We start from the raw sequence: 19,400 nt of genomic DNA on the forward strand, positions 1-19,400 counted from the left end.
CTTTCCGTTTCGGAGAGGGAGGCTGGGAGGGAGAGGTTCATCGAACTCACGTTAATTTGACACGTATGAAGGCCTTGCGCCCCTACGACGGGATATTTTTTTAACAGGAAGCCCTTATTTATCTTTACATAGTTTACTTTTTTGATACCTACTTATTTAGTAAAGCAATATATGAATATAGAGATTTGCTTACACTACAAACATTTGCAAACTCTAAAAAGTGTGGCAGAACCTAGCAAAGTTAAGATTAAAGTTAAGTATCAAGAGGCTTATAGCCATTCAATCTTACAGTTTCTTTACAGTTTATAAACATTATCTAAACATTATTATTGACACAGAAGCTACATACTTACTGTTATCTCGTTAGGATATTTACTAGTGCGGGATAATGGCTTAAATTTAAATTTAAAGTGTCATGGTTCGTATTGCTAAATTAAATAAAATTGACTTTCTAGTTGTGATTATTATTATCATGATTGGTCTGTTACATTTACCTTTTCCATTTGATGGAGATCAAGCATTTTTTAGGCTAGGTGCTTGGGAAATGCAACAAGGAAAAGTATTATATCGTGATTTTTGGGATATTAAGCAACCAGGGATTTTCTGCTTTTATTATTTGGCGGGAACTTTGTTTGGTTTTGATGAGATTGGCATCCATGCCTTTGAACTTATTTACATGGTATTTTTTGCGATAATATTGCTGCTGACTCTAAAAAGCTATTTTCGGCATCAGATAATTGCAAGTCTAGTACCTTTGTTAACTGTTGGCGTTTACTACGTTGTTTCAGGCGCTTGGCATCTTACTCAAGTGGAAGCGCTGGTTGGTTTTCCTTTGTTCCTTTGTATTTGGCTAACTTTTCAATCTTTTAAAAACGAAGGGAAGCAAAGATTTATCCCACTTTTGATGTCAGGTTTTATTGGTGGAATTGTCATTTTATTTAAATTAATATTTTTGCTGATCTTGCTTTCGTTTTGGCTAACTATATTAATGTATTCCGTATTAATAAAACGACAGAGTATTCAAAAAATATTTATTGAGATTTGTTTGCCAATTTTTATAGGAACTATCTTTCCTCTTTTAGCCGTTGCCAGCTACTTTGTCTGGTTGAATAGTTTTTCAATAGTATACCAGACATTTTTTATATATCCACCTCTGATCATTGCTAATTCTGCATTGACTCAAAGTGATTTTATTTCGGGAATCAAATGGTTTTTACAGAGTTTTTATCCTTTAGTTTTAATAGCTATTATTGCAGTAGATACTTCTTTGCGTAAGTCTAAGAATATATTGACTTTGTTACTTGTTGTTTGGTGCGTTTTTGGTTTAAGTGTTATTGCTCTACAATACAAGGCATTGTGGGAATACCATTTTTTATTATTGTTTGTACCCATAGGTATTTTAGCCACTAAAGGATTAGATGTATTATGGGGCTATTTAAAAGAATTGAGTTCCCCAGTCCCAACAATTTTGCTCATATTTTTATTGTTCTTACCTTTATCATCCACTATTATAAAAAAGAGTGTAGTTCTGGTTAATAATAACTTTGCTTTAACTGAAGATACACGATCGCAATATCAAACTGTTTTTAGAAAAAAATATCCATCCCTTCACTCAGAGGCTAATTTGATATCTCAGCCAGGAAGTCTTGCTGGTGAGATTTATGTAGCTGGTGATCCATCGATTTACTATTTTTCTGGTCGGAGTCAAGCAACAATACTACGTGGTTGGGCACTTGAATATTTTTTACCTGAGCAATGGTCAACACTTATAGAACAGTTAGATTTATCAAAGCCTCCTTATATTTTTATTGATTATGTTCCCCAGGCTATAATCAAAAAAAATTCCCCTAAAATGCTGGAATTTGTTGAGCAAAGATACCAGATTTTACGTCAAAGCAATAATGGTATTTGGTATATCATCAAATGACAGTTAAAATCCTAGCGACATTGAGCTATTGCCATGACAACTAAACAAGCTATCTTTGACGCAATTGAACAACTGCCAGAGCAGCAACTAAAAGACGTTTTACAGTATGTTCAAAAACTTGCAGGTACTCTGAAATCACCAACATCTAACCCACCCACCCAAAGTAGCGATCCCCTTGCAGGCTTCATTTGTGTAGTCTCTCACGGCTCCCTGGCTGCTAATTTAGACGAAGAACTCTATGGCGACTAAGCTTTTTATTGATACATGGGGCTGGCTCACGCTGCATGACAGAAGTGAACGCTATCATCAAGAAGCCACAGAAGCTTACCAACGTGCGATTGCTGAAAATGGGCAAATTTATACAACAGATTATGTCCTTGACGAGACGATTACTTTCTTTTTTCGACGACTCCCAGCACCTCTCGCAGACCAATCCATGAAAGTGCTGTTATCGGCCTTCTCAGCCGATAACTTTTATTTAATTCGCATTACTGAAGAACGCTTTTGCTTAACTAAGGAACTCCGTTCTAAGTTTATCGATAAGCTTCTAATTTCTTACACTGATCTGACCTCAATGGTTGTCATGCAAGAATTTGGCATTACAAATGTCCTCAGGGAAGATGCTCACTTCACCCATGTAGGTATGGGCTTTCAGCTAGTTCACTAGTTTGGACTTTTGATAGACCGTAATTATCTTGAACTTGTCACGCATCGAATAGCGGGAAATCATTTAAGTTATATCTTGCAACTGCCCACTTTCCCGCCAGAGAATAAATTCTCTGACTAATAGCGCAAGTCCACTCAAGTGGACTCCAATCTTTATTCAGTCTTCTTTAGAAGACTTTAGCTAGTAGTCTCAAAATTCATTCTGAGGCGGTTCTTGGGACTGATGCAAGTTCTGAGTTAAGTCACTATTAATATAAAAGTGCAAAAATCAGCCTTTGAATCTCAATGTTGACCTTTTGAGGCTCGACTTTGACCTTCTGAGGCTCAACTAACAAATCTATCTAACCATTCCTGAATTTACAGGGGTAAGCGTGTAGTAAAATTTGCTCACCTCTGTAAAGTGAAACATGGCTTTAGACAACTCCGGTCAAAATCTCCGAGGACGCAACTTCAAAGGTAGAAAAGACCTTGTGGGTGCAAACTTTAGCTATGCCGACATCCGAGGGGCAAACTTCACCAACGCCAACCTGACAGGGGCAAACTTCAGCCATGCCAAAGCTGGACTGCAACGCGGTTGGGCAATTGGTGCAGCGTTAGTAACAGCCTTATTGGTTTTATCCGCACTATCAAAATCTGTAATTGTGGCTTTACTAATAGCTGTACTGGTAGTTATCAGCGTAGCTATAGTTGCTTCTAGGTATAACGACTTGGCTGTTGCTTTGACTGCAAATCTGGTTTTAGCTATAGCTGGGACTATAGCTTTAGTTTTAGCTTTGATTATCTCAGCAGTTGTAACTGGCTCTTTATCTATATTTGATGTTGTTTTAGCTGGTGGTGTGCCAGTTGTTTTAGCATTTTTCGGGTTTATATACTTAGCTGTAGTTGGCTCTAAAGGCGCAATTATATCTACAGCTAGAGCTAGGGTTGAAGCTGGTATTATGCCTTTTTCTATAGCAATAGCTGACGAGTGTTTAAAGACTGCTGTCACTAACACGGGTGGTACAACTTTTTGCAAAGCTGATTTAACAGATGCTAATTTCACTGCGGCGACGTTGAAAAACACTAATTTTGAAGCCGCTAATCTAACTAATACTTGTTTGTTCCAAGCTAAAAAGCTTGATCGCGCTCGTGTTGGTGCAACTTATCTTGAAAAACCACAAGTACGCAAACTAGTAATTACAGGACAAGGACAAGACAAAAACTTTAATGGTCTATCACTGCGAGGTGTCAACTTACAAAAAGCAAACCTAGCAGATGCCAGTTTTATTAGTACTGATCTCAGTGAAGCTAATTTGCAAGATGCCGATTTGTCAAGAGCAAAGCTGAAGCAAACCCAACTAGACGGCACAGACTTAACAGGTGCAACTCTCACCGGAGCCTTCATTGAAGATTGGGGCATTACAAATACAACTAAATTGCGTGGGGTGAGGTGTGAATATGTCTTCATGCGCTTACACACAAAAGAATACCCCAATCCCCTACGCAAACCTGATAATGAGGGAGATTTTTTTAAGGATGGGGATTTTGCTGACTTTATCAAGCCAATTTTTGATACCCTCGACCTTTATCATAATCAAGGCGTTGACCCCCGCGCTGTTGCCATAGCCTTCAAAAACCTTGCCGAAAACCATCCCGAAGCCGAGTTAGAAATCGTAGCAATGGAGAAGCGCGGCGATGATAAAATCTTGCTCAGAGCCAAAACCGCAGCAGGTAGCGATAAATCTCAACTGAGTGCAGAATATTTTGATGATTATAATCAACTCAAAGCTTTATCGCAGAGTCAGCAATTATTACTGGTAGAAAAAGATAAGCGCATTATTAGTTTAGAAAATATGGTAGATACTGCTCTCAAGCAGCCGAAATTTTATACTCAAGGAGATACAAATATGTCAGATATCAGCGGCATTAATATTGAAGGTAGTAGTAATGTTAGCGGTATCGCTGGCGGTGGTTCTCTTGCTAATCTGGGAACCATCAGCGGTAACGTGAGTATTGCCCTCAATCAGTTACCTGATGCAACCGATGCCGAGAAACCAGGAATCAAAGAATTATTGTCGCAGTTGCAAGATGCAATCATCCAATCCACATATTTGTCAGAAGAAGACAAAGCCGAAGCGCTAGAACAGGTGAACACTTTGGCAGCAGCGGGTAAAAATCCTCAAGAATCCACCAAGCAGAAGACGGCAAAAACAGCAATCACTATGTTGAAAGGGATAGTTGAAAGGGATATTTACAGGCTTACCTGCTGTTGCTTCTCTGGTGGAAGCGGGTAATAAATTATTGCCTGCGATCGCAAAACTATTCGGTTTGGGATAACATTACTTGACTAATGTTCTTGACCCAGAACAACTTTCAGCGCAGCAAGTTTGTGATTTATATCGCCGTCGTTGGAAAATCGAAGATGCATTTTTATTGACTAAACGCTTACTGGGTTTATCTTATCTTTGGGTCGGCGGCGTTAACGGTGTACAAATGCAGTTGTACGCTACTTGGATTTTCTATGCTGTTCTCAATGATTTATGCGCTGATGTTGCTGTAGCTTTACAACAGCCAATAGATCGTATTTCCGTAGAGATGGTTTTTCGCAGTTTGTACTTTTTTCACCGCGCACTCTTGCAAAACCCACAACTACAACTTATCCCACATTCCGCACCTACAACTGTCACACCCCAAGGAAACGGATATATTTAGTACATAAGAACTAATGATTGAAAGAATTGACTAGAATCTATTAGAGCTAAATAGGAATTATTATGATTAGCTTAGATATACAGTTGAATATTTACGACTAAGTACAAAATTTGAGTTCTTAGGTTATTTTGATGTCAAAATTGGTTCAAAATCATTGAAAGCTTTATCCTCAATGACTATAAAAAGATAAAAAAACATTTTGAATCAACATAATCAGGAGAAAATTTCAACAGATACTTTTGTGGAGTTTCTATTGCCATGTTTAGTGCTAAAGACCTAGAATTAAAGAAGATTGATCATTTAGGGATAGTAGCAGGAATAGTAGATTTAATTGGGATTGTAGAAATAATTAATAATTTACTCTCTTCAGAGTTAGGAGAAAAAGTCAGTGCGGGTCAGGTAGTAAAGGCAATGATTTTAAACGGCTTAAGTATGATGTCACAGCCTTTATATATGTTCCCAAAGTTCTTTGAATTAATCGCCTGTGAACACTTAATTGGTACAGGAGTAAAGCCAGAATACCTCAATGATGATAAGCTGGGGAGAATTCTAGATAAATTATTTATAAAAGGACTAGATACAGTATTTTTAGCAATTAGTTTAAATGCTGTACAAAGATATCAGATATCACTTTCATCATCACACTTGGATTCAACATCATTTCATGTAGATGGAGAATATAAATATAGTTTACCGTCAGTAATATTTAATAATCAAAAGCAATCAGATTATTTAGAGAAAGAAAGTGAAGAAGGGAAATCACCTCAAGCGATAAAATTAACCTACGGTTATTCCCGTGATCATCGTCCAGACTTAAAACAATTTATTACAGAACTAGTATGTTCAGGAGATGGAGATATACCAATATATATCAAATCAGTCTCAGGAAATGAAGTTGATTCTAAAAGGTTTGGAGAAATTGCAGTCGAGTATCAAAAAAGAATACAAGTTGATAGTCTCATAGTAGCAGATAGCGCATTATATACAGAATCAAATATTAAGTTAATGTCGAGTATCAAATGGTTGACACGAGTACCATTGACGATAAAATTAGCAAAAAGTTTAGTCAGGAGTTTAGCAGAATCGGAATTTGTAAAAAGTGAAAAGACAGGATATTCATACGCTCAAAAGAAAATAAATTATGGAGATATAGAACAAAGATGGTTAGTTGTACAAAGTCAAGATAGAAAAAAATCTGACTTAGAGGAATTATCAAAGAAAATAGAAAAAGCTTTGATAAATACTCAAGCTAAGTTAAAAAAACTAGCACAAGAAAAATTTGCCTGTGTTGCTGACGCTAGAAAAGAATTAACCAAAATAAGTAAAGGATTTAAATATCATCAGGTAGAAACTATTGAAACTCTCGAAAAAATTCCCAATATCAAAGAAGAGAATCAATCAAAATACTATCAAATTTCAGCAACTGTTAGTGAAAATAAAGATATTCTTGACCAAGAAATATTAAGTGCAGGAAGATTTATAATTACTACAAATGTTTTGTCAGATAAAGAACTGAGCAATGAGAAAATGCTGTCTGAATATAAAGTTAAGGTGCGGAATGTGGGCTATAATACTTTTGGAATATTCATTAATTCCATGATTTTCTCAAACTGAAAATCATAAGCTAAATTATTAATAAAATTCCCTAATATTACATTTTCTGAAGGAATTTGCTCAATCAATTCTAAAATTAAGTCATCACTACATTGGGCTGCCGCAGTATACACCTGTTTCACCCATTCAGGCGACATTTCAGACAATAGAGGAACTAAATCTGCAAGCTTCAAGATTGATTCTGTTTCCTGTTGTCTGACATCTCCTATCTGATAGCTTTCTTCTTGATAAATATATTGAACTTGTAAATATTGGCTCAATTTTTCTAGTAATTCTTCCTCGCGGAAAGGCTTGTTAATATAATCATCACAACCCGCTTTGATCATTGCTTCTCGCTGTTCCTCAAAGGCGTTAGCGGTTAAGGCGATGATAATTGTCTTACGATTTAGGATTGCAGTTTCTTCTCTAGCTTTAATAATTTTTGTGGCTTCGTAGCCGTCCATAATCGGCATCCGCATATCCATTAAGATTAAGTGTGGTTGCCATGTCTGCCAAACTGCGATCGCTTCAGTGCCATTTGCCGCTTCCTGGACTGTAAAACCGATAGATGTCAGAATTTTCATTAGCACTAAACGGCTGTCTGTGGAGTCATCAACCACCAAGATCCGGTATTCGCTTTGAGCGGGCGCTAAACTAATAACTTGGTGTCTGATTTGCTTTATCTGTATTTCACTGGCTACGGCTAGACTAATTTGAATATCAAAGGTAAATTTACTTCCCTCGCCAACAGTGCTGGTAACACTAATATCTCCCCCCATAAGTTGCACGTATTTGCGGCTAATTGCTAAACCTAGTCCTGTCCCCTGTTGCGATTTCCTTCCGGTTTCAGTTTGCCCAAAAGCTTCAAACAATAAGTCAATTTCTTGTGGGGCAATACCACGACCGGTGTCTTCTACCTCGAAGAAAAGATGAGGAAGATTTTGCTCCCTCTGCTCCCCCTGCCTCCCTACTCCCAAGCCCCCATTCCCCATCCCCACCCGGAGCATCACTCTCCCAGTATCGGTAAATTTGATGGCATTTCCCAAGAGGTTAAGCAACACTTGACGCAGTTTACTTTCGTCAGCTTGGATGTACTGGGGGAGGTAAGATGTATATTCAAAGACCAATTCTAATCCTTTGGAGGTGGCACGGAAGCGCAACATCTCTTTGAGGCTTTCCAAGAGACGAATTAGGTCAAAACTATTGACATTTAATGTTATTCTGCCAGCTTCTATTTTAGACATTTCCAAAATGTCGTTGATTAAGTTGAGGAGATGTTCGCCAGCACGATTGATGATTGCTAGGTTTTGCTGATGTTCAGTAGATAAAGCATGATCGTGGCTCATGACTTGGGTAAAACCAAGGATAGCGTTGAGCGGAGTCCGCAGTTCGTGGCTCATGTTAGCGAGGAATTCGCTTTTGGCGCAATTGGCAGCGTCAGCAGTAATCACAGCTTCTTGCAATGCTTGTGACTGCCTTTGAGTTTGCGCCAGCAATTGTGCCTGCTGTAAAGCAACACTCAATTGATTACCAATTTGAACTACGATGTTGATTTCTCCTGGTTTCCATTGGCGAGGATCAGAATTTTGATAACTCGCTAGTAATCCCCAAAGCTGACTACCATATAAAATGGGGACAATAATGTAGGCTTTAGCCTGAAAGCGCTCTAAGAGTTTGATATAAGAAGAATGAAACCCAGCGTTGTAAATGTCACAGACGCAGCGAAAACTTGCATCTTGTGTGTAGATGCCGCCTTGAGTTGCTTGCACATCAGCATCTTGCACCTGATTATCCAGGCTATCCAAAATTTTTGCTAGGCAACGACCATCTTGTAAAATACCTTCTGTGAGATAAGGGTCATTGTTGTGTTCTTCTATCAGAGAAATCCAACCATTACCTACAGACTCAGAGACAAATTCGCCACTCAATTGGGGATTTAAACGGTAGACAACAACCCGATCGCAGTTGAGTACTTGCCGTAATTCTTGGGTTGTATCAGCAAATATAGTCTCTAAATCCAGTGTTTGGCGCATCCTTTGAATCACTTGGGCGATCGCTCTTTCTCTTTCTGCACTCTCGCGCAAGGCTTCTTCTGCCAATTTTATCTCGGTTATATCTGTAATTGTGCCGATGTAACCTTTAATTTCTCCATCATCTCCAAATTCTGGCAAAGCCTGACAAATTACCCAGACAACCGTACTATCATTACGCAAGAATCGATGCTCATATTTATACATTACCTTGTTAATGGTTGCTTGATTCCATGCCAACAATAGCTGCTCAAGGTCGTCTGGATGTACGGCATTTGTCCAACCTGTTCCCAGAGACTCTTCTAAACTGTATCCAGTAATTTCACTCCAGCGTTGATTAAAATATAAGATATTGCCATCTATATCTGCGTTAAATATACAAACTGGTGAGGCTTCCGCTAGAAGTTGATATCGCTGCTGACCCGACTGTAAAGCTAATTCTGCTAATTTGCGATCGTTGATATCTGCCCAATAACCAACGCATTCTATAGCGTTACCAGCTTCGTCACGGATTAACCTCATCTTTTCGTAAAACCAGTGATAAGTTCCGTCAGCGTGTAACCAACGGTATTCGTAGGAGCTGTACTCCCGTTCAACAAGCTGGGAAAATTTCTCCGATATCAGTTCAACATCTTCTGGATGGACGCGATGAAGCCAGAAACTGGGATTTTCGATAAATTCTTGCGCTTCGTAGCCAACCATTATCTTAACGTTCTTACTAATAAAGGTAGTGCTAAAATCTCCTGAGGTTTTTTTGCTGCTATAAATGACTACAGGGCTAGAAGTGAGCAGATATTGGAGGCGTTCGTTAGCTAAACGCAATTCTTGTTCGACATGTTTGCGATCGCGTAGCGCTGTTTGCAGTTCGCTAATTTCTACTAAAACAGTGCCTATACCAGAGGGGCAATCGTCTTCACCAGGAATCGGAAAATAAGAAGCTAAGAAGTGGCGAATAATATCTGGTTGTTTAATTGATGCGCCGCTTAATTCTTGGTTGAGAATGGGTTGACCGGTCAACAGAACCTGTTGATAAATTGGTTCCACTAAGGGCGCGATGTGGGGTAAGACTTCATGGATAGTCTTGCCAATATGATCTTGCTGGGGTAGTCCATTAATTTCCGCCAGCAGTTGGTTGATTTGCACAAACCGCAGTTGGTTATCTACAATGTTCATGCCCACAGGAGCGTTGCTAAAAAAGGCATTGAGGTGAGCTTCTCTAAGTGCTAGTTCTTGTTCTAGGGTTTTGCGCTCAATCAAACCACCTAATTGAGCAGCAACAGCACTGACTAGCAAGAGCAAACGTTTATCTATCAATACTGAGGTACGTTTAAAAAATATTAAAACAGCTAATACTTGTTTTCCAGCCAGAATGGGAACACCAAAACCGGCTTTTAATCCTACTTTGGCAGCTTGTTGCGATCGCAAAAAAACTGGTTGTGAAACTTTAGAAACATCTTCTATCCACTCTGCTTCCTGGTTTTGCCAAACTCTTCCTGGTAGCCCCACTCCCAGAGCAAATTTCACAGTTTGGCTTTGGCGGGAGAATTCTGCTAAACCGCTTTCCTCACCATAGAAACCTAGACTATGTTCTAAAGTACTATCTTCGTTAGGTATCCATGCTTCACCAAAATCCCAGCCAATGGTGTGACAAATCAAGCGCAAAACTAGTGCTAAAGCAGTGTTGACATCACTAGCACGAGTAATAGCTTGGGTTGTCAACAATAGCAAACGGCTTTCATTTTCTGCTTGCTTGCGTTCAGTAATATCTTTCGCTGTGCCTAGTACGTAATATTGCCCATCAATATCAATCATTTCCGCACTAAACAGTGTTGTTCTGATTTCTCCTGTTGAAGTGCAGACCTCAATCTCATAGTTGCGGATGGCTTTTGTTTGTTGCAAAATCTGGGTGAGAAAATTATATTCTTCTGGATTCACCCAAATATTCAATTCATCATCGGTGTGATTAATCACCTGAGAACGAGAATAACCAAAAAACCGACAAAAGCTGTCGTTAACTTCGATATAGCGTTTGTTGGGAACAGTAATTAAGGCAATTGGATCAGGAGATGATCGAAAAGCTGATGCTAACTTTTCTTCAGAAGCCCGTCGCGCTGCTTCTGCGCGTTGGCGTTCTTTTGCCTCTAATACCAAGGATACTAAATTGCCCAGAGAACGAGCGAAATTTTGGTCTTCTAGCGTCCAATGATGAGTAACTCCCACTGCCTCCATACATAAAACTCCCACGGTTTTTCCCTCTAACCTAATGGGTGTATCGAGTATAGAGGTGATGTTTAATCTTGAGTAAGATGCAGAAAATTCTTTAGTTCTAGGATCGTTATGGGCATCATCTGCGGCGATTGGCTGGTCTTGCTGCAAAGCTGCAAAATAGGTTGGATAGTCTGCCACTAGCAAGGAAAGTCCTTCGCTATGTTGATTGCGGCTGGCCTCAAATAGGTCAAAACACTGGATTTTCCTGCCTGTTTCGTCATACAGCCAGACGCTGGTTCGTTCTACCCCAAGATTTTTGACAGATGTTTCTGTAATTTTACTCAAAGCTGCTTTCAAGTTACCCTGATAAAGCGTCTGATTTTGTGCCAGTTGGGTTAGTACTAGGTTATGATTGCGGAGCTTAATCGCGCTTTCTTGGAGTAATTTTTCTGCTCCTCGACGCTGTGTAATATTACTAGCCGTGCCTGTCATGCCTATAACTAAACCTTCTTCATTGCGTAAGGCGATCGCATTAAACATTAGATAAAGTAAAGTACCATCTTTAGCTAGACAGGTAGTTTCATGCTGAAAGATCGGCTTTCCCTGAAAAACACCCTCAAAGACTGCTTTATCTTGAGTAACTTGTGTAGGCGAGATAAAATCAGTCAAGGCACGCCCCATCATTTCTTGGGGTTCGTAGCCATAAATCTGCTTGACTGCCGGGTTGACGAAGGTAATTAGTCCATCAATATCCACCGACCAGATCATATCCTGGGATGTCTCTACTAGGTGGCGATATTGACTTTCACTCTTTTTTAAGGCGGTTTCGACTAAAAGGCGTTTGCTTTGGTAAACTTCTTTACAAAAAGCTTTGTCAGTGCTAAAGGAAATTTCTTTAAAAATCTCTTCTATTTGTTTGTTGCGAATATTTAACTCAACAGCAATTCGTTGACGTTCTTGAATCTCTTGTTGCAGTTGGGCATTTTGTTCTTTTAACTGTTTTTTCAGCCTTTGGATAGTGAGTTGATTTTGTACGCGTAATAAAATTTCTTTAGTTTGGAATGGTTGAGTAATATAGTCAATACTTAAATCAAAGATGTTAATTTTTTCTGATAATTCATCTAAACTTCCAAAGCAAATTATCGGAATCTCTTGAGTTTTATAGTTAACTTTTAAATTTCGACAAACTTCATAACCATCCGTCTCTGACATAAGAACATTTAGCAAAATCAAATCAGGCAAAGACGCAAGCGCTGTATTGATTGCCAATTGCCCAGAAATGGCACTTTGCACCTGATAATCTTGGTGTTGAAAGATGTCTGATAAAAAATGTAAATTTTCTAGCTTATCATCAACTAATAAAATTTTTATTTTTTGAGAATCCATATCAGTTACCAAGTTGATTTTCAATCAGGAATAATTTATTGAATAAAACTGAACATGAAATCAGAAAGTAAAACTTTGTTATAAGATTGGAAAAAAATCATTGCTTACCACCATACTTAAGCGTAGGCTATAGGAGTGTCAAGTTAAGGTTAAAACTCTCTTCAACCGGGGATTGAACTCTGTACAAACAACAATTACACTGTAATACAGAAGTAACTTTTATACAAAAACTATTTGGAGGTGATTATACTATGGCTTTAGCTCAATTCTGCATCAGGATTCTAAAAAACCTGAATGAAAGACTTGTAAGTAATACCAAACAAACCCACACTAGTAAATTTTAAGTATTAATTAATACTTCTGATAATTACCTCGGTTGTTCTAATGATGTGTCAAACTATTTGGGATTAATCCTATACCTGCCTCTTAAACACTCCTGCTCTTTAAGCAGTTACTTTAATATAAATAAATTTAAACGCGAGAATAATAAAATTATTCTCGCGTTTAAATTCACCTGCTTTAAGACATATTTAAAATTAGAACTTTGAATCTTTCAATTTCTAAAGCAAAGGAATATTTGGATGGATATTCCACAGGTATTACAAACTTTATGTGAGGTTACAATAACCTGTAGGTAAACGCTTTGTATCTACATGAATTATCGCTACAGCCTGTAGCTTTGCATCAGTCTTTTAGGCGCATCTTTAAACAGAAGTATTATAATCTGAACAAAATACAAATTAAAGACTGGGGTGTTGAGTATCTAATAGAAGCAACGGAATTTTTCAAGGACTGGGGCAAGCTACGCCTACACTAAAAACTCTATTTAAGTAAAAAGTCATTTTATCAAGTTCGACTATATTTAGTTAATCGCTGCTTAATCGATTCAGGTAATCTTTCTGGATGTTTATAAAAATAAAATAACTTTAATAAAGTAAAATTTATGTTTCGAGCTAACCAAATCTGCCATTGCTCCATCAGTAGTAATGTTTTAATATAATCATTAAATAAGTTTCTCATTCGCACTAGACTCATTCCTTTTGCAGAATCATCATATGTTTTTGTTCCTGGGTAAAATCTATAGTTACCCCAAGTCTCATTAAAATACTTGACATGAGATGACGAAACCGCTTTCAAGAGAAAATCTAAATCCATTGCATAATGTTCTTCTACTCTGTATAGCCCAATTTGCTGATGCAATGATTTATGGTAAAAGTAAACAGAAGGATTTAATGGAAAAGATGCATCGATAATTCCATCGTCATTAATTCGTCTTTCTAACAACAAATCAATCGCCCTTAGTCGTCTAGCTTTATTAATAAAAATTAGTTTACCTTCTAGATTGCAAACATTACAGTTACCAACAATCAAACTAGGCTGTGGTAAAGTTTGGAAAATTTCACAGATGCGGTTAAGAACGTTTATTTCATAAAAATCATCAACGTTTAAAACACCAATAATCTGTCCTTTGGCCATAGCAATTCCTTTATTGAGAGCATCAGATTGTCCTTGGTCTTTTTCACTAATCCAGCGAATGTGGGGATATTGATTGGCTTTATTCTTAATAATCTCTACTGTCTTGTCGCTTGAACCTCCATCAACAATGATATGCTCTACTTCTAAACAGTTCTGGTCAATGACAACTTGAAGACAAGATTCTATGAATCTTTCACCGTTATAAACTGGCGTAATTATACTAATCATTAACAAACGCCTCTTGCAGGTATTCCAAACAAATAATTCAAACAATTGATCTACTAATTATAGAGTTCCCCATTGGTACAAGTTTATAACACAACAAAACTCAGTAAAAATACGTAAAATGCATTGACAGAGGTAGCTGAGACATGGGCAATCTTCTAATATCGTGTCCGCTTAAAGACTCATCATTAAGACTGCAAGGGAGGCGGAGCCTATAGGACAGCATTCCCAGTCTGAGACTGGGAACGAGACAACGAGACAATATCTAAAAGCTTTTTCTAGCGTCAAATGGATCAACTTTTCTCTGATCTGACAGCAGCCGAGCGCGGCAGTTCTGATATTTCCGCATCACCGAGAACAGCGTGGGTTCCTGCTGTTGAATTATCTGACAATGGTTCAGAGTTCGTATTAAGAGTTGAGATTCCAGGTGTGGAAGCTAAAAATCTGGATGTTCAAGTTACTCAAGATGCAGTTTCAATTGCTGGTGAGCATCGTTACGAAAAACATTCCGAATCTAAGACTCATGTTCATTCTGAATTCCGGTATGGCAACTTTACAAGAGTAGTTCCTCTACCAAGCAAAGTTCAGAATCAACAAGTTAAAGCAGACATGAAAGATGGGATTTTAATTCTGACTTTACCTAAACTGGAACAAGAGCAAAACAAGGTATTCAAAGTGAATTTAGGCGGCTCTCAAAATGCTACAGCTTCTATAGAAGCTGGGAACGGTAACGCACAACCCAACATTACATCACAAGAAAGCGTTCAAACTACTTGAGGAAATGTTCTATTCTCCCATTCAATAGTTCCTATATCTCTGAAATAGTTGCATTTTAAGAAAAACCCCAGCTAAACTTATCGGCTGGGGTTTTTATTGCTTATACCATTTCAATTCATGATTGCAACATATCCTTGGGTAAAGACGCGATTCATCGCGTCTCTACAAATGATCTATTTGTCGCATTCTTTTTTAAATTGGTATTAACTCCTAAAAAATAGATAGCGCTATTCCTCTTGCACATCAACCCAGATACTGCCTTCTTCTACACGAATAGGAAATACTGGCAATGCTTTTTGTGGGGAAACCATTGAGAGTACTTTACCTACACCAGGTGGCCAGGAACACCAGTCTTTTACCTCACCAGTCCGCAGGTCAAAAGCACTACGATGGAAGGAACAAACTATTGCCCCATCTTCAGTTATTTTTCCACTTTTCAACGGTAATTTTAAGTGTGGACAGTTGTTATCTACTGCATAAAGCTGATTTTCGTGATTCAAAACCAGAATTTTCCGGTTGCCAACTTTTACCACTTGTCGCGTACCTGGGGAAAGCGCTTCGACTGCAAGAACTTTAGTCCAACTCATTAGGTTCTCCTTTCCTAATTAATCTGCTTTCAGTTTCTCGCAATTGTGACCACTGCGATCGCCTTTACAATACTGGAGAGTCGGAAGGATAAATGTTTACTATCTTTATTTATACGTTCATGAAAAATATTAGGCTCATTTCCTAGAAAATCAACGCTCTAGTCTCAAACTTTTTTCCATAAGCATTTGAGGTTCGATATTCTCAACTTTAGGTATCGCTTCTAACTGAGGAATTCCGGCGATCGCATCAGCAATATTACCTGATTGGGCACGCAACCAAGCTGTGTGAGGTGCATAAGGAAGGCTTTGCGCTACTTCATAACCCGCTCGATTAATTATCTCGCGCTGCGACTCTACATTAACGCCTTCAGCAAAGCGGATGAAAACCAACCCAGTTGGTACTGCTAGAGAACCATTGGGTTGTATTGTATAAATTGGAGTTAGTGTCCCCTGTTCTGATTGATTGGGTTCGCCTGGAAAAACTGCGATTGCACCATCGTTAAGTACTAAAATTGCTCCTGTTGCCACGGTCTTGGGTTGTTTGTAATGTATTGCATAGTACCCAGGCTTACGAGTGTAGGATACAGTAGTGCGTAGGCGTAGCCCGTCGTAGGCATCGCTACCAACGCGAATTTGTTCAGGATACTCAGAAAAATAGTCTTTTTGAAATCTCACTTCAGTAATCAGAGGTAAAGAGTACGCCTGTAGAAAAGACTCAGCCGGGGAATAAAACATTTTTCTCAAGTTGTAATGATGTTATAGCGTTTTTAAGCGGTATGGAATATAAATCTTTTATTGGGATAGCTATAGCGGTTCTCGTTTACGTGAGGTACACCCGTAGGGGCACGGCACTGCCCATACGTGTCAACTTAACGTAAAAACCATGTCCCGCAAGGAACTTCAGTTCCAAGAATAATAGCTCAAGTCATCTTTAGATGACTAAATAATCCGAATAATCTTTAGTCTACTTTAGTAGACTTTAGCTATTAGCCTAGAACTTTAGTTCGAGGCGGGCTAGGAACCTAACAGTGAAACTACTTTTAGCTTAAGTTGACACCAATGGGCACTGCCGTGCCCTTACACTTGGCTGCTATATATGTCACTTTAAATATCTCAGGAGATAAAATTATGGTTCAAGTTCGCTATGGTGGACAGAACGGCCAACAGTATGAACTTGTTATCAGTAACGAACACGTTGTAGTGCGTACCGAAAGCCGTAGTAATCTTGTCGGTGCCAGACCGTTTGAAGTCGCACCAGTATCACCTACAGCTCGTAGTATCCTTAATCAATTCGAGTTAGCAACACGGTTTCGGCAAGCGGGTGTAGAAATTTTACGAACGAAAGTTCCGACTCAAGATGTCGCTTTGCGCGATCGCGCCCGTGAAATTCTCAACCTAGAGCCTGAAGTCCAATTTGCCGGACGTGTTCTTGTCGATCCAGTATCCCAACAACCTGTAGTTTACACTGAAAATCTTTTTCTTAAATTCAATGGCGAAGAAGAGTTAACGGTCTGCCAAGAGGTCTTAAGACGTTACGACTTAACAATTAAATCCCAACTGGAATATGCACAAAATGCCTACTTTGTCGGTGCATCTGCCAATACTGGTATAGCTATCTTTGACATCGCCGAGAGACTTCTGAATGAAACATCAGTTGAACTGTGCCATCCTGAACTAGTACGGGAATCACGCCAACGTCAGGTTTTCCCGCAGCAGTGGCATCTAAAGCAAACAACAATTAACGGTAAGGTAATTAATGCCCATGCCAACGTTGAGGCAGCTTGGAAGTTGAGTGATGGTACAGGGACGATAATTGCAATTATCGACGACGGCGTGGATCTCGATCATGAAGAGTTCCGTTCTTCTGGAAAAATTGTTGCACCGCGTGATATCACACGTAAAACTGACAATCCCAAACCGGGAAACGACAATAACCACGGGACAGGCTGTGCAGGAGTAGCTTGTGCAAACGGCAAGTTTGGTGCATCTGGTGTGGCACCGGGTGCAAAGCTCATGCCGATTCGTTTAGTTTCGGCGCTGGGGTCGCAGGATGAAGCAGATGCTTTTGTTTGGGCGGCTAAAAATGGTGCTGATGTTATTTCTTGCAGCTGGGGGCCAGCAGACGGTACTTGGTTTGAACCAAACGATCCTGTACACAACCAGAAAGTGCCTTTGCCTGACTCCACACGACTTGCTATAGACTTTGCAATCAATAAGGGACGCAATGGCAAGGGCTGTGTAATTTTATTCGCGGCTGGTAATGGTAACGAAAGCGTCGATAATGATGGCTACGCCAGCTACCAAAAGGTGATTGCTGTGGCAGCTTGTAACGACTACGGCACGAGAAGCGCTTACAGTGATTTTGGTCAGGCCGTCTGGTGCGCCTTCCCTAGCAACAATGGCGAAAGTTCTCAAACCTCTGGAATTTGGACAACCGATCGCGGTGGTTTAGTTGGCTATAATTCGGGTAATCGAAATCTGGGTGACACTGGAGGCAATTACACAAACGAATTCGGCGGAACTTCTAGTTCTTGTCCAGGTGCAGCTGGTGTAGCAGCTCTGATTATTGCCAGAAATCCAAATCTGCGTTGGGACGAAGTGCGAGATATTATTAAACGCTCTTGCGATCGCATCGATCAAGCTGGAGGTAAATATGATGCCAATGGTCGTAGCCCCTTCTACGGTTACGGTCGAATCAATGCTCTCAAAGCTGTAGAATTGGCCAAGCCGGCTCAAACATCGCCACTTAGCAGTTTCAAGGCTGTGCAAGATGTCCCAATTAACGACTTACAAACATCAACATTGTCGTTGGCGATCGCTAATAGCGGCCTAGTAAAATCCATCAAAGTTAATGTAGACATCGAGCATACTTTTATTGGGGATCTTGTAGTTACTCTCCTTCCCCCAGTGCAAATAGGCGTACTTCCTGTAATTCTGCACGATCGCCAGGGCGGAGCTACAAATAACATTAAAACAACCTATGACGAGGTAAATACCCTTAAACTTGCTGCCTTTAAAGGTAAAAGTCCCCAAGGAACCTGGACTCTTGAAGTTGCGGATAAAGCTGAGACAGATACAGGAAAAATTCGCAGCTTAACCATTGAAATTGGGTTTTAAATGGGATCACAGCTGTGCATTGGTGTCAACTTAAGGTAAAAATTGATGTGCTGACTTTTAAACAACATCCTCTGGCTTAACTCACATAAGGCGTAGAATATATTTAGGGACGTAAATACATATCCTGACTATTCGTCTCTAAAAATAGTGATTCCATCATTTTGGATAGGCGTATTCTCAAACCCGGATTTCTCACCACACCCCTCAAAGCCTGCGCTTGTGCAGGGGAGCAGGTTCGCTAGTGGGAGAGTTCAATGTGCCTTGTTCTTTCCCCTCTGCCCTCTGCTCCATCAAACGCCTGAAGCTTGTGAGAAATACGGGTCAAATTAGTGCCTGTTCCAATAGTGTCTTACATTTTCGTCCATTCTTCTTAAAGCTTACCTTTCAATTCAAACATCCACTTACGACTTATAGGAGTCAAAGATCATGAGAAAAGATAATACAAATTATCAATCATATCAGATGAGATTAAACGATATACCCTTACTAGTTCAATAACAAAAGCTGATTTTGCAGGACTAAAACTAGCGATCGCTTCTAAATTAAATGCAAATCATTACTGTCGTTTTATATAAATTGGCCCTGTTACAGAAATTTCAACCCGATTGGTTGGTTAAAAATTTTGTGCTGCTAATTCTCCGGCATATATAACTTTACTATAAATTAGACCCATCCGAAAACTCGCAAGCCAATATTTACAAGGCTTTGATACCAGTC

General features: G+C 39.2%; 11 protein-coding genes and 1 pseudogene. 8 read left to right on the plus strand and 4 right to left on the minus strand.

Annotation, left to right across the window (positions count from 1 at the left end; genetic code table 11):
- Positions 1-415: 415 nt before the first annotated feature.
- From VB740_RS30360 to VB740_RS30385, 6 genes and pseudogenes are all read left to right on the plus strand, one after another.
- Positions 416-1,927: a hypothetical protein gene (locus VB740_RS30360; RefSeq protein ID WP_323203554.1), complete on the plus strand. Its 1,512-nt coding sequence runs from the start codon at positions 416-418 to the stop codon at positions 1,925-1,927.
- A gap of 33 nt (positions 1,928-1,960) precedes the next feature.
- Positions 1,961-2,176: a hypothetical protein gene (locus VB740_RS30365; RefSeq protein ID WP_323203555.1), complete on the plus strand. Its 216-nt coding sequence runs from the start codon at positions 1,961-1,963 to the stop codon at positions 2,174-2,176.
- A complete protein-coding gene (locus VB740_RS30370; RefSeq protein WP_323203556.1) occupies positions 2,166-2,594 on the plus strand; it encodes a hypothetical protein in 429 nt (142 codons plus the stop codon). The genes VB740_RS30365 and VB740_RS30370 overlap by 11 nt, the downstream gene beginning before the upstream one ends.
- 406 nt (positions 2,595-3,000) lie before the next feature.
- Positions 3,001-4,866: a pentapeptide repeat-containing protein gene (locus VB740_RS30375; protein WP_323203557.1), complete on the plus strand. Its 1,866-nt coding sequence runs from the start codon at positions 3,001-3,003 to the stop codon at positions 4,864-4,866.
- A gap of 43 nt (positions 4,867-4,909) precedes the next feature.
- Positions 4,910-5,239, plus strand: a pseudogene (locus tag VB740_RS30380) (IS4 family transposase); the annotation flags it as partial.
- Positions 5,240-5,542: 303 nt separating this feature from the next.
- Positions 5,543-6,898, plus strand: coding sequence for an IS1634 family transposase (locus VB740_RS30385; protein ID WP_323203558.1), 1,356 nt, complete (start codon positions 5,543-5,545; stop codon positions 6,896-6,898).
- Here VB740_RS30385 and VB740_RS30390 read toward each other — a convergent pair.
- Together VB740_RS30390 and VB740_RS30395 are read right to left on the minus strand one after the other, a co-directional pair.
- Entirely contained in the window at positions 6,850-12,501 is a 5,652-nt protein-coding gene (locus tag VB740_RS30390) for a PAS domain S-box protein (RefSeq protein WP_323203559.1), read from the minus strand. The two genes, VB740_RS30385 and VB740_RS30390, sit on opposite strands and share 49 nt — an antisense overlap.
- Before the next feature lie 846 nt (positions 12,502-13,347).
- Positions 13,348-14,205, minus strand: coding sequence for a glycosyltransferase family 2 protein (locus tag VB740_RS30395; protein ID WP_323203560.1), 858 nt, complete (start codon positions 14,203-14,205; stop codon positions 13,348-13,350).
- A gap of 285 nt (positions 14,206-14,490) precedes the next feature.
- Here VB740_RS30395 and VB740_RS30400 point away from each other — a divergent pair, with 285 nt between their 5' ends.
- Positions 14,491-14,979, plus strand: a complete 489-nt coding sequence (locus VB740_RS30400) for an Hsp20/alpha crystallin family protein (protein WP_323203561.1) — start codon at positions 14,491-14,493, stop codon at positions 14,977-14,979.
- Between the two features lie 227 nt (positions 14,980-15,206).
- Here VB740_RS30400 and VB740_RS30405 read toward each other — a convergent pair whose 3' ends face one another.
- Positions 15,207-15,566, minus strand: a complete 360-nt coding sequence (locus tag VB740_RS30405; RefSeq protein WP_323203562.1) for a Rieske (2Fe-2S) protein — start codon at positions 15,564-15,566, stop codon at positions 15,207-15,209.
- A 150-nt stretch (positions 15,567-15,716) separates the two neighbouring features.
- Positions 15,717-16,301 (minus strand): hypothetical protein, encoded by a 585-nt coding sequence (locus tag VB740_RS30410; RefSeq protein WP_323203563.1) that lies wholly within the window; start codon positions 16,299-16,301, stop codon positions 15,717-15,719.
- Positions 16,302-16,694: 393 nt separating this feature from the next.
- Here VB740_RS30410 and VB740_RS30415 point away from each other — a divergent pair, with 393 nt between their 5' ends.
- Complete coding sequence (locus VB740_RS30415) at positions 16,695-18,683, plus strand: S8 family serine peptidase (RefSeq protein WP_323203564.1); 1,989 nt, start codon at positions 16,695-16,697, stop codon at positions 18,681-18,683.
- The last annotated feature ends 717 nt before the right edge of the window (positions 18,684-19,400 follow it).

The organism is Nostoc sp. UHCC 0251 (assembly GCF_034932245.1).
Lineage (GTDB): Bacteria > Cyanobacteriota > Cyanobacteriia > Cyanobacteriales > Nostocaceae > Nostoc.

Bases quoted from the DNA above. Each gene is read 5' to 3' on its own strand.
- VB740_RS30360 (WP_323203554.1), top strand. From the start codon at position 416: ATGGTTCGTATTGCTAAATTAAATAAAATTGACTTTCTAGTTGTGATT.
- VB740_RS30365 (WP_323203555.1), top strand. From the start codon at position 1,961: ATGACAACTAAACAAGCTATCTTTGACGCAATTGAACAACTGCCAGAG.
- VB740_RS30370 (WP_323203556.1), top strand. From the start codon at position 2,166: ATGGCGACTAAGCTTTTTATTGATACATGGGGCTGGCTCACGCTGCAT.
- VB740_RS30375 (WP_323203557.1), top strand. From the start codon at position 3,001: ATGGCTTTAGACAACTCCGGTCAAAATCTCCGAGGACGCAACTTCAAA.
- VB740_RS30385 (WP_323203558.1), top strand. From the start codon at position 5,543: ATGTTTAGTGCTAAAGACCTAGAATTAAAGAAGATTGATCATTTAGGG.
- VB740_RS30390 (WP_323203559.1), bottom strand. From the start codon at position 12,501: ATGGATTCTCAAAAAATAAAAATTTTATTAGTTGATGATAAGCTAGAA.
- VB740_RS30395 (WP_323203560.1), bottom strand. From the start codon at position 14,205: ATGATTAGTATAATTACGCCAGTTTATAACGGTGAAAGATTCATAGAA.
- VB740_RS30400 (WP_323203561.1), top strand. From the start codon at position 14,491: ATGGATCAACTTTTCTCTGATCTGACAGCAGCCGAGCGCGGCAGTTCT.
- VB740_RS30405 (WP_323203562.1), bottom strand. From the start codon at position 15,566: ATGAGTTGGACTAAAGTTCTTGCAGTCGAAGCGCTTTCCCCAGGTACG.
- VB740_RS30410 (WP_323203563.1), bottom strand. From the start codon at position 16,301: ATGTTTTATTCCCCGGCTGAGTCTTTTCTACAGGCGTACTCTTTACCT.
- VB740_RS30415 (WP_323203564.1), top strand. From the start codon at position 16,695: ATGGTTCAAGTTCGCTATGGTGGACAGAACGGCCAACAGTATGAACTT.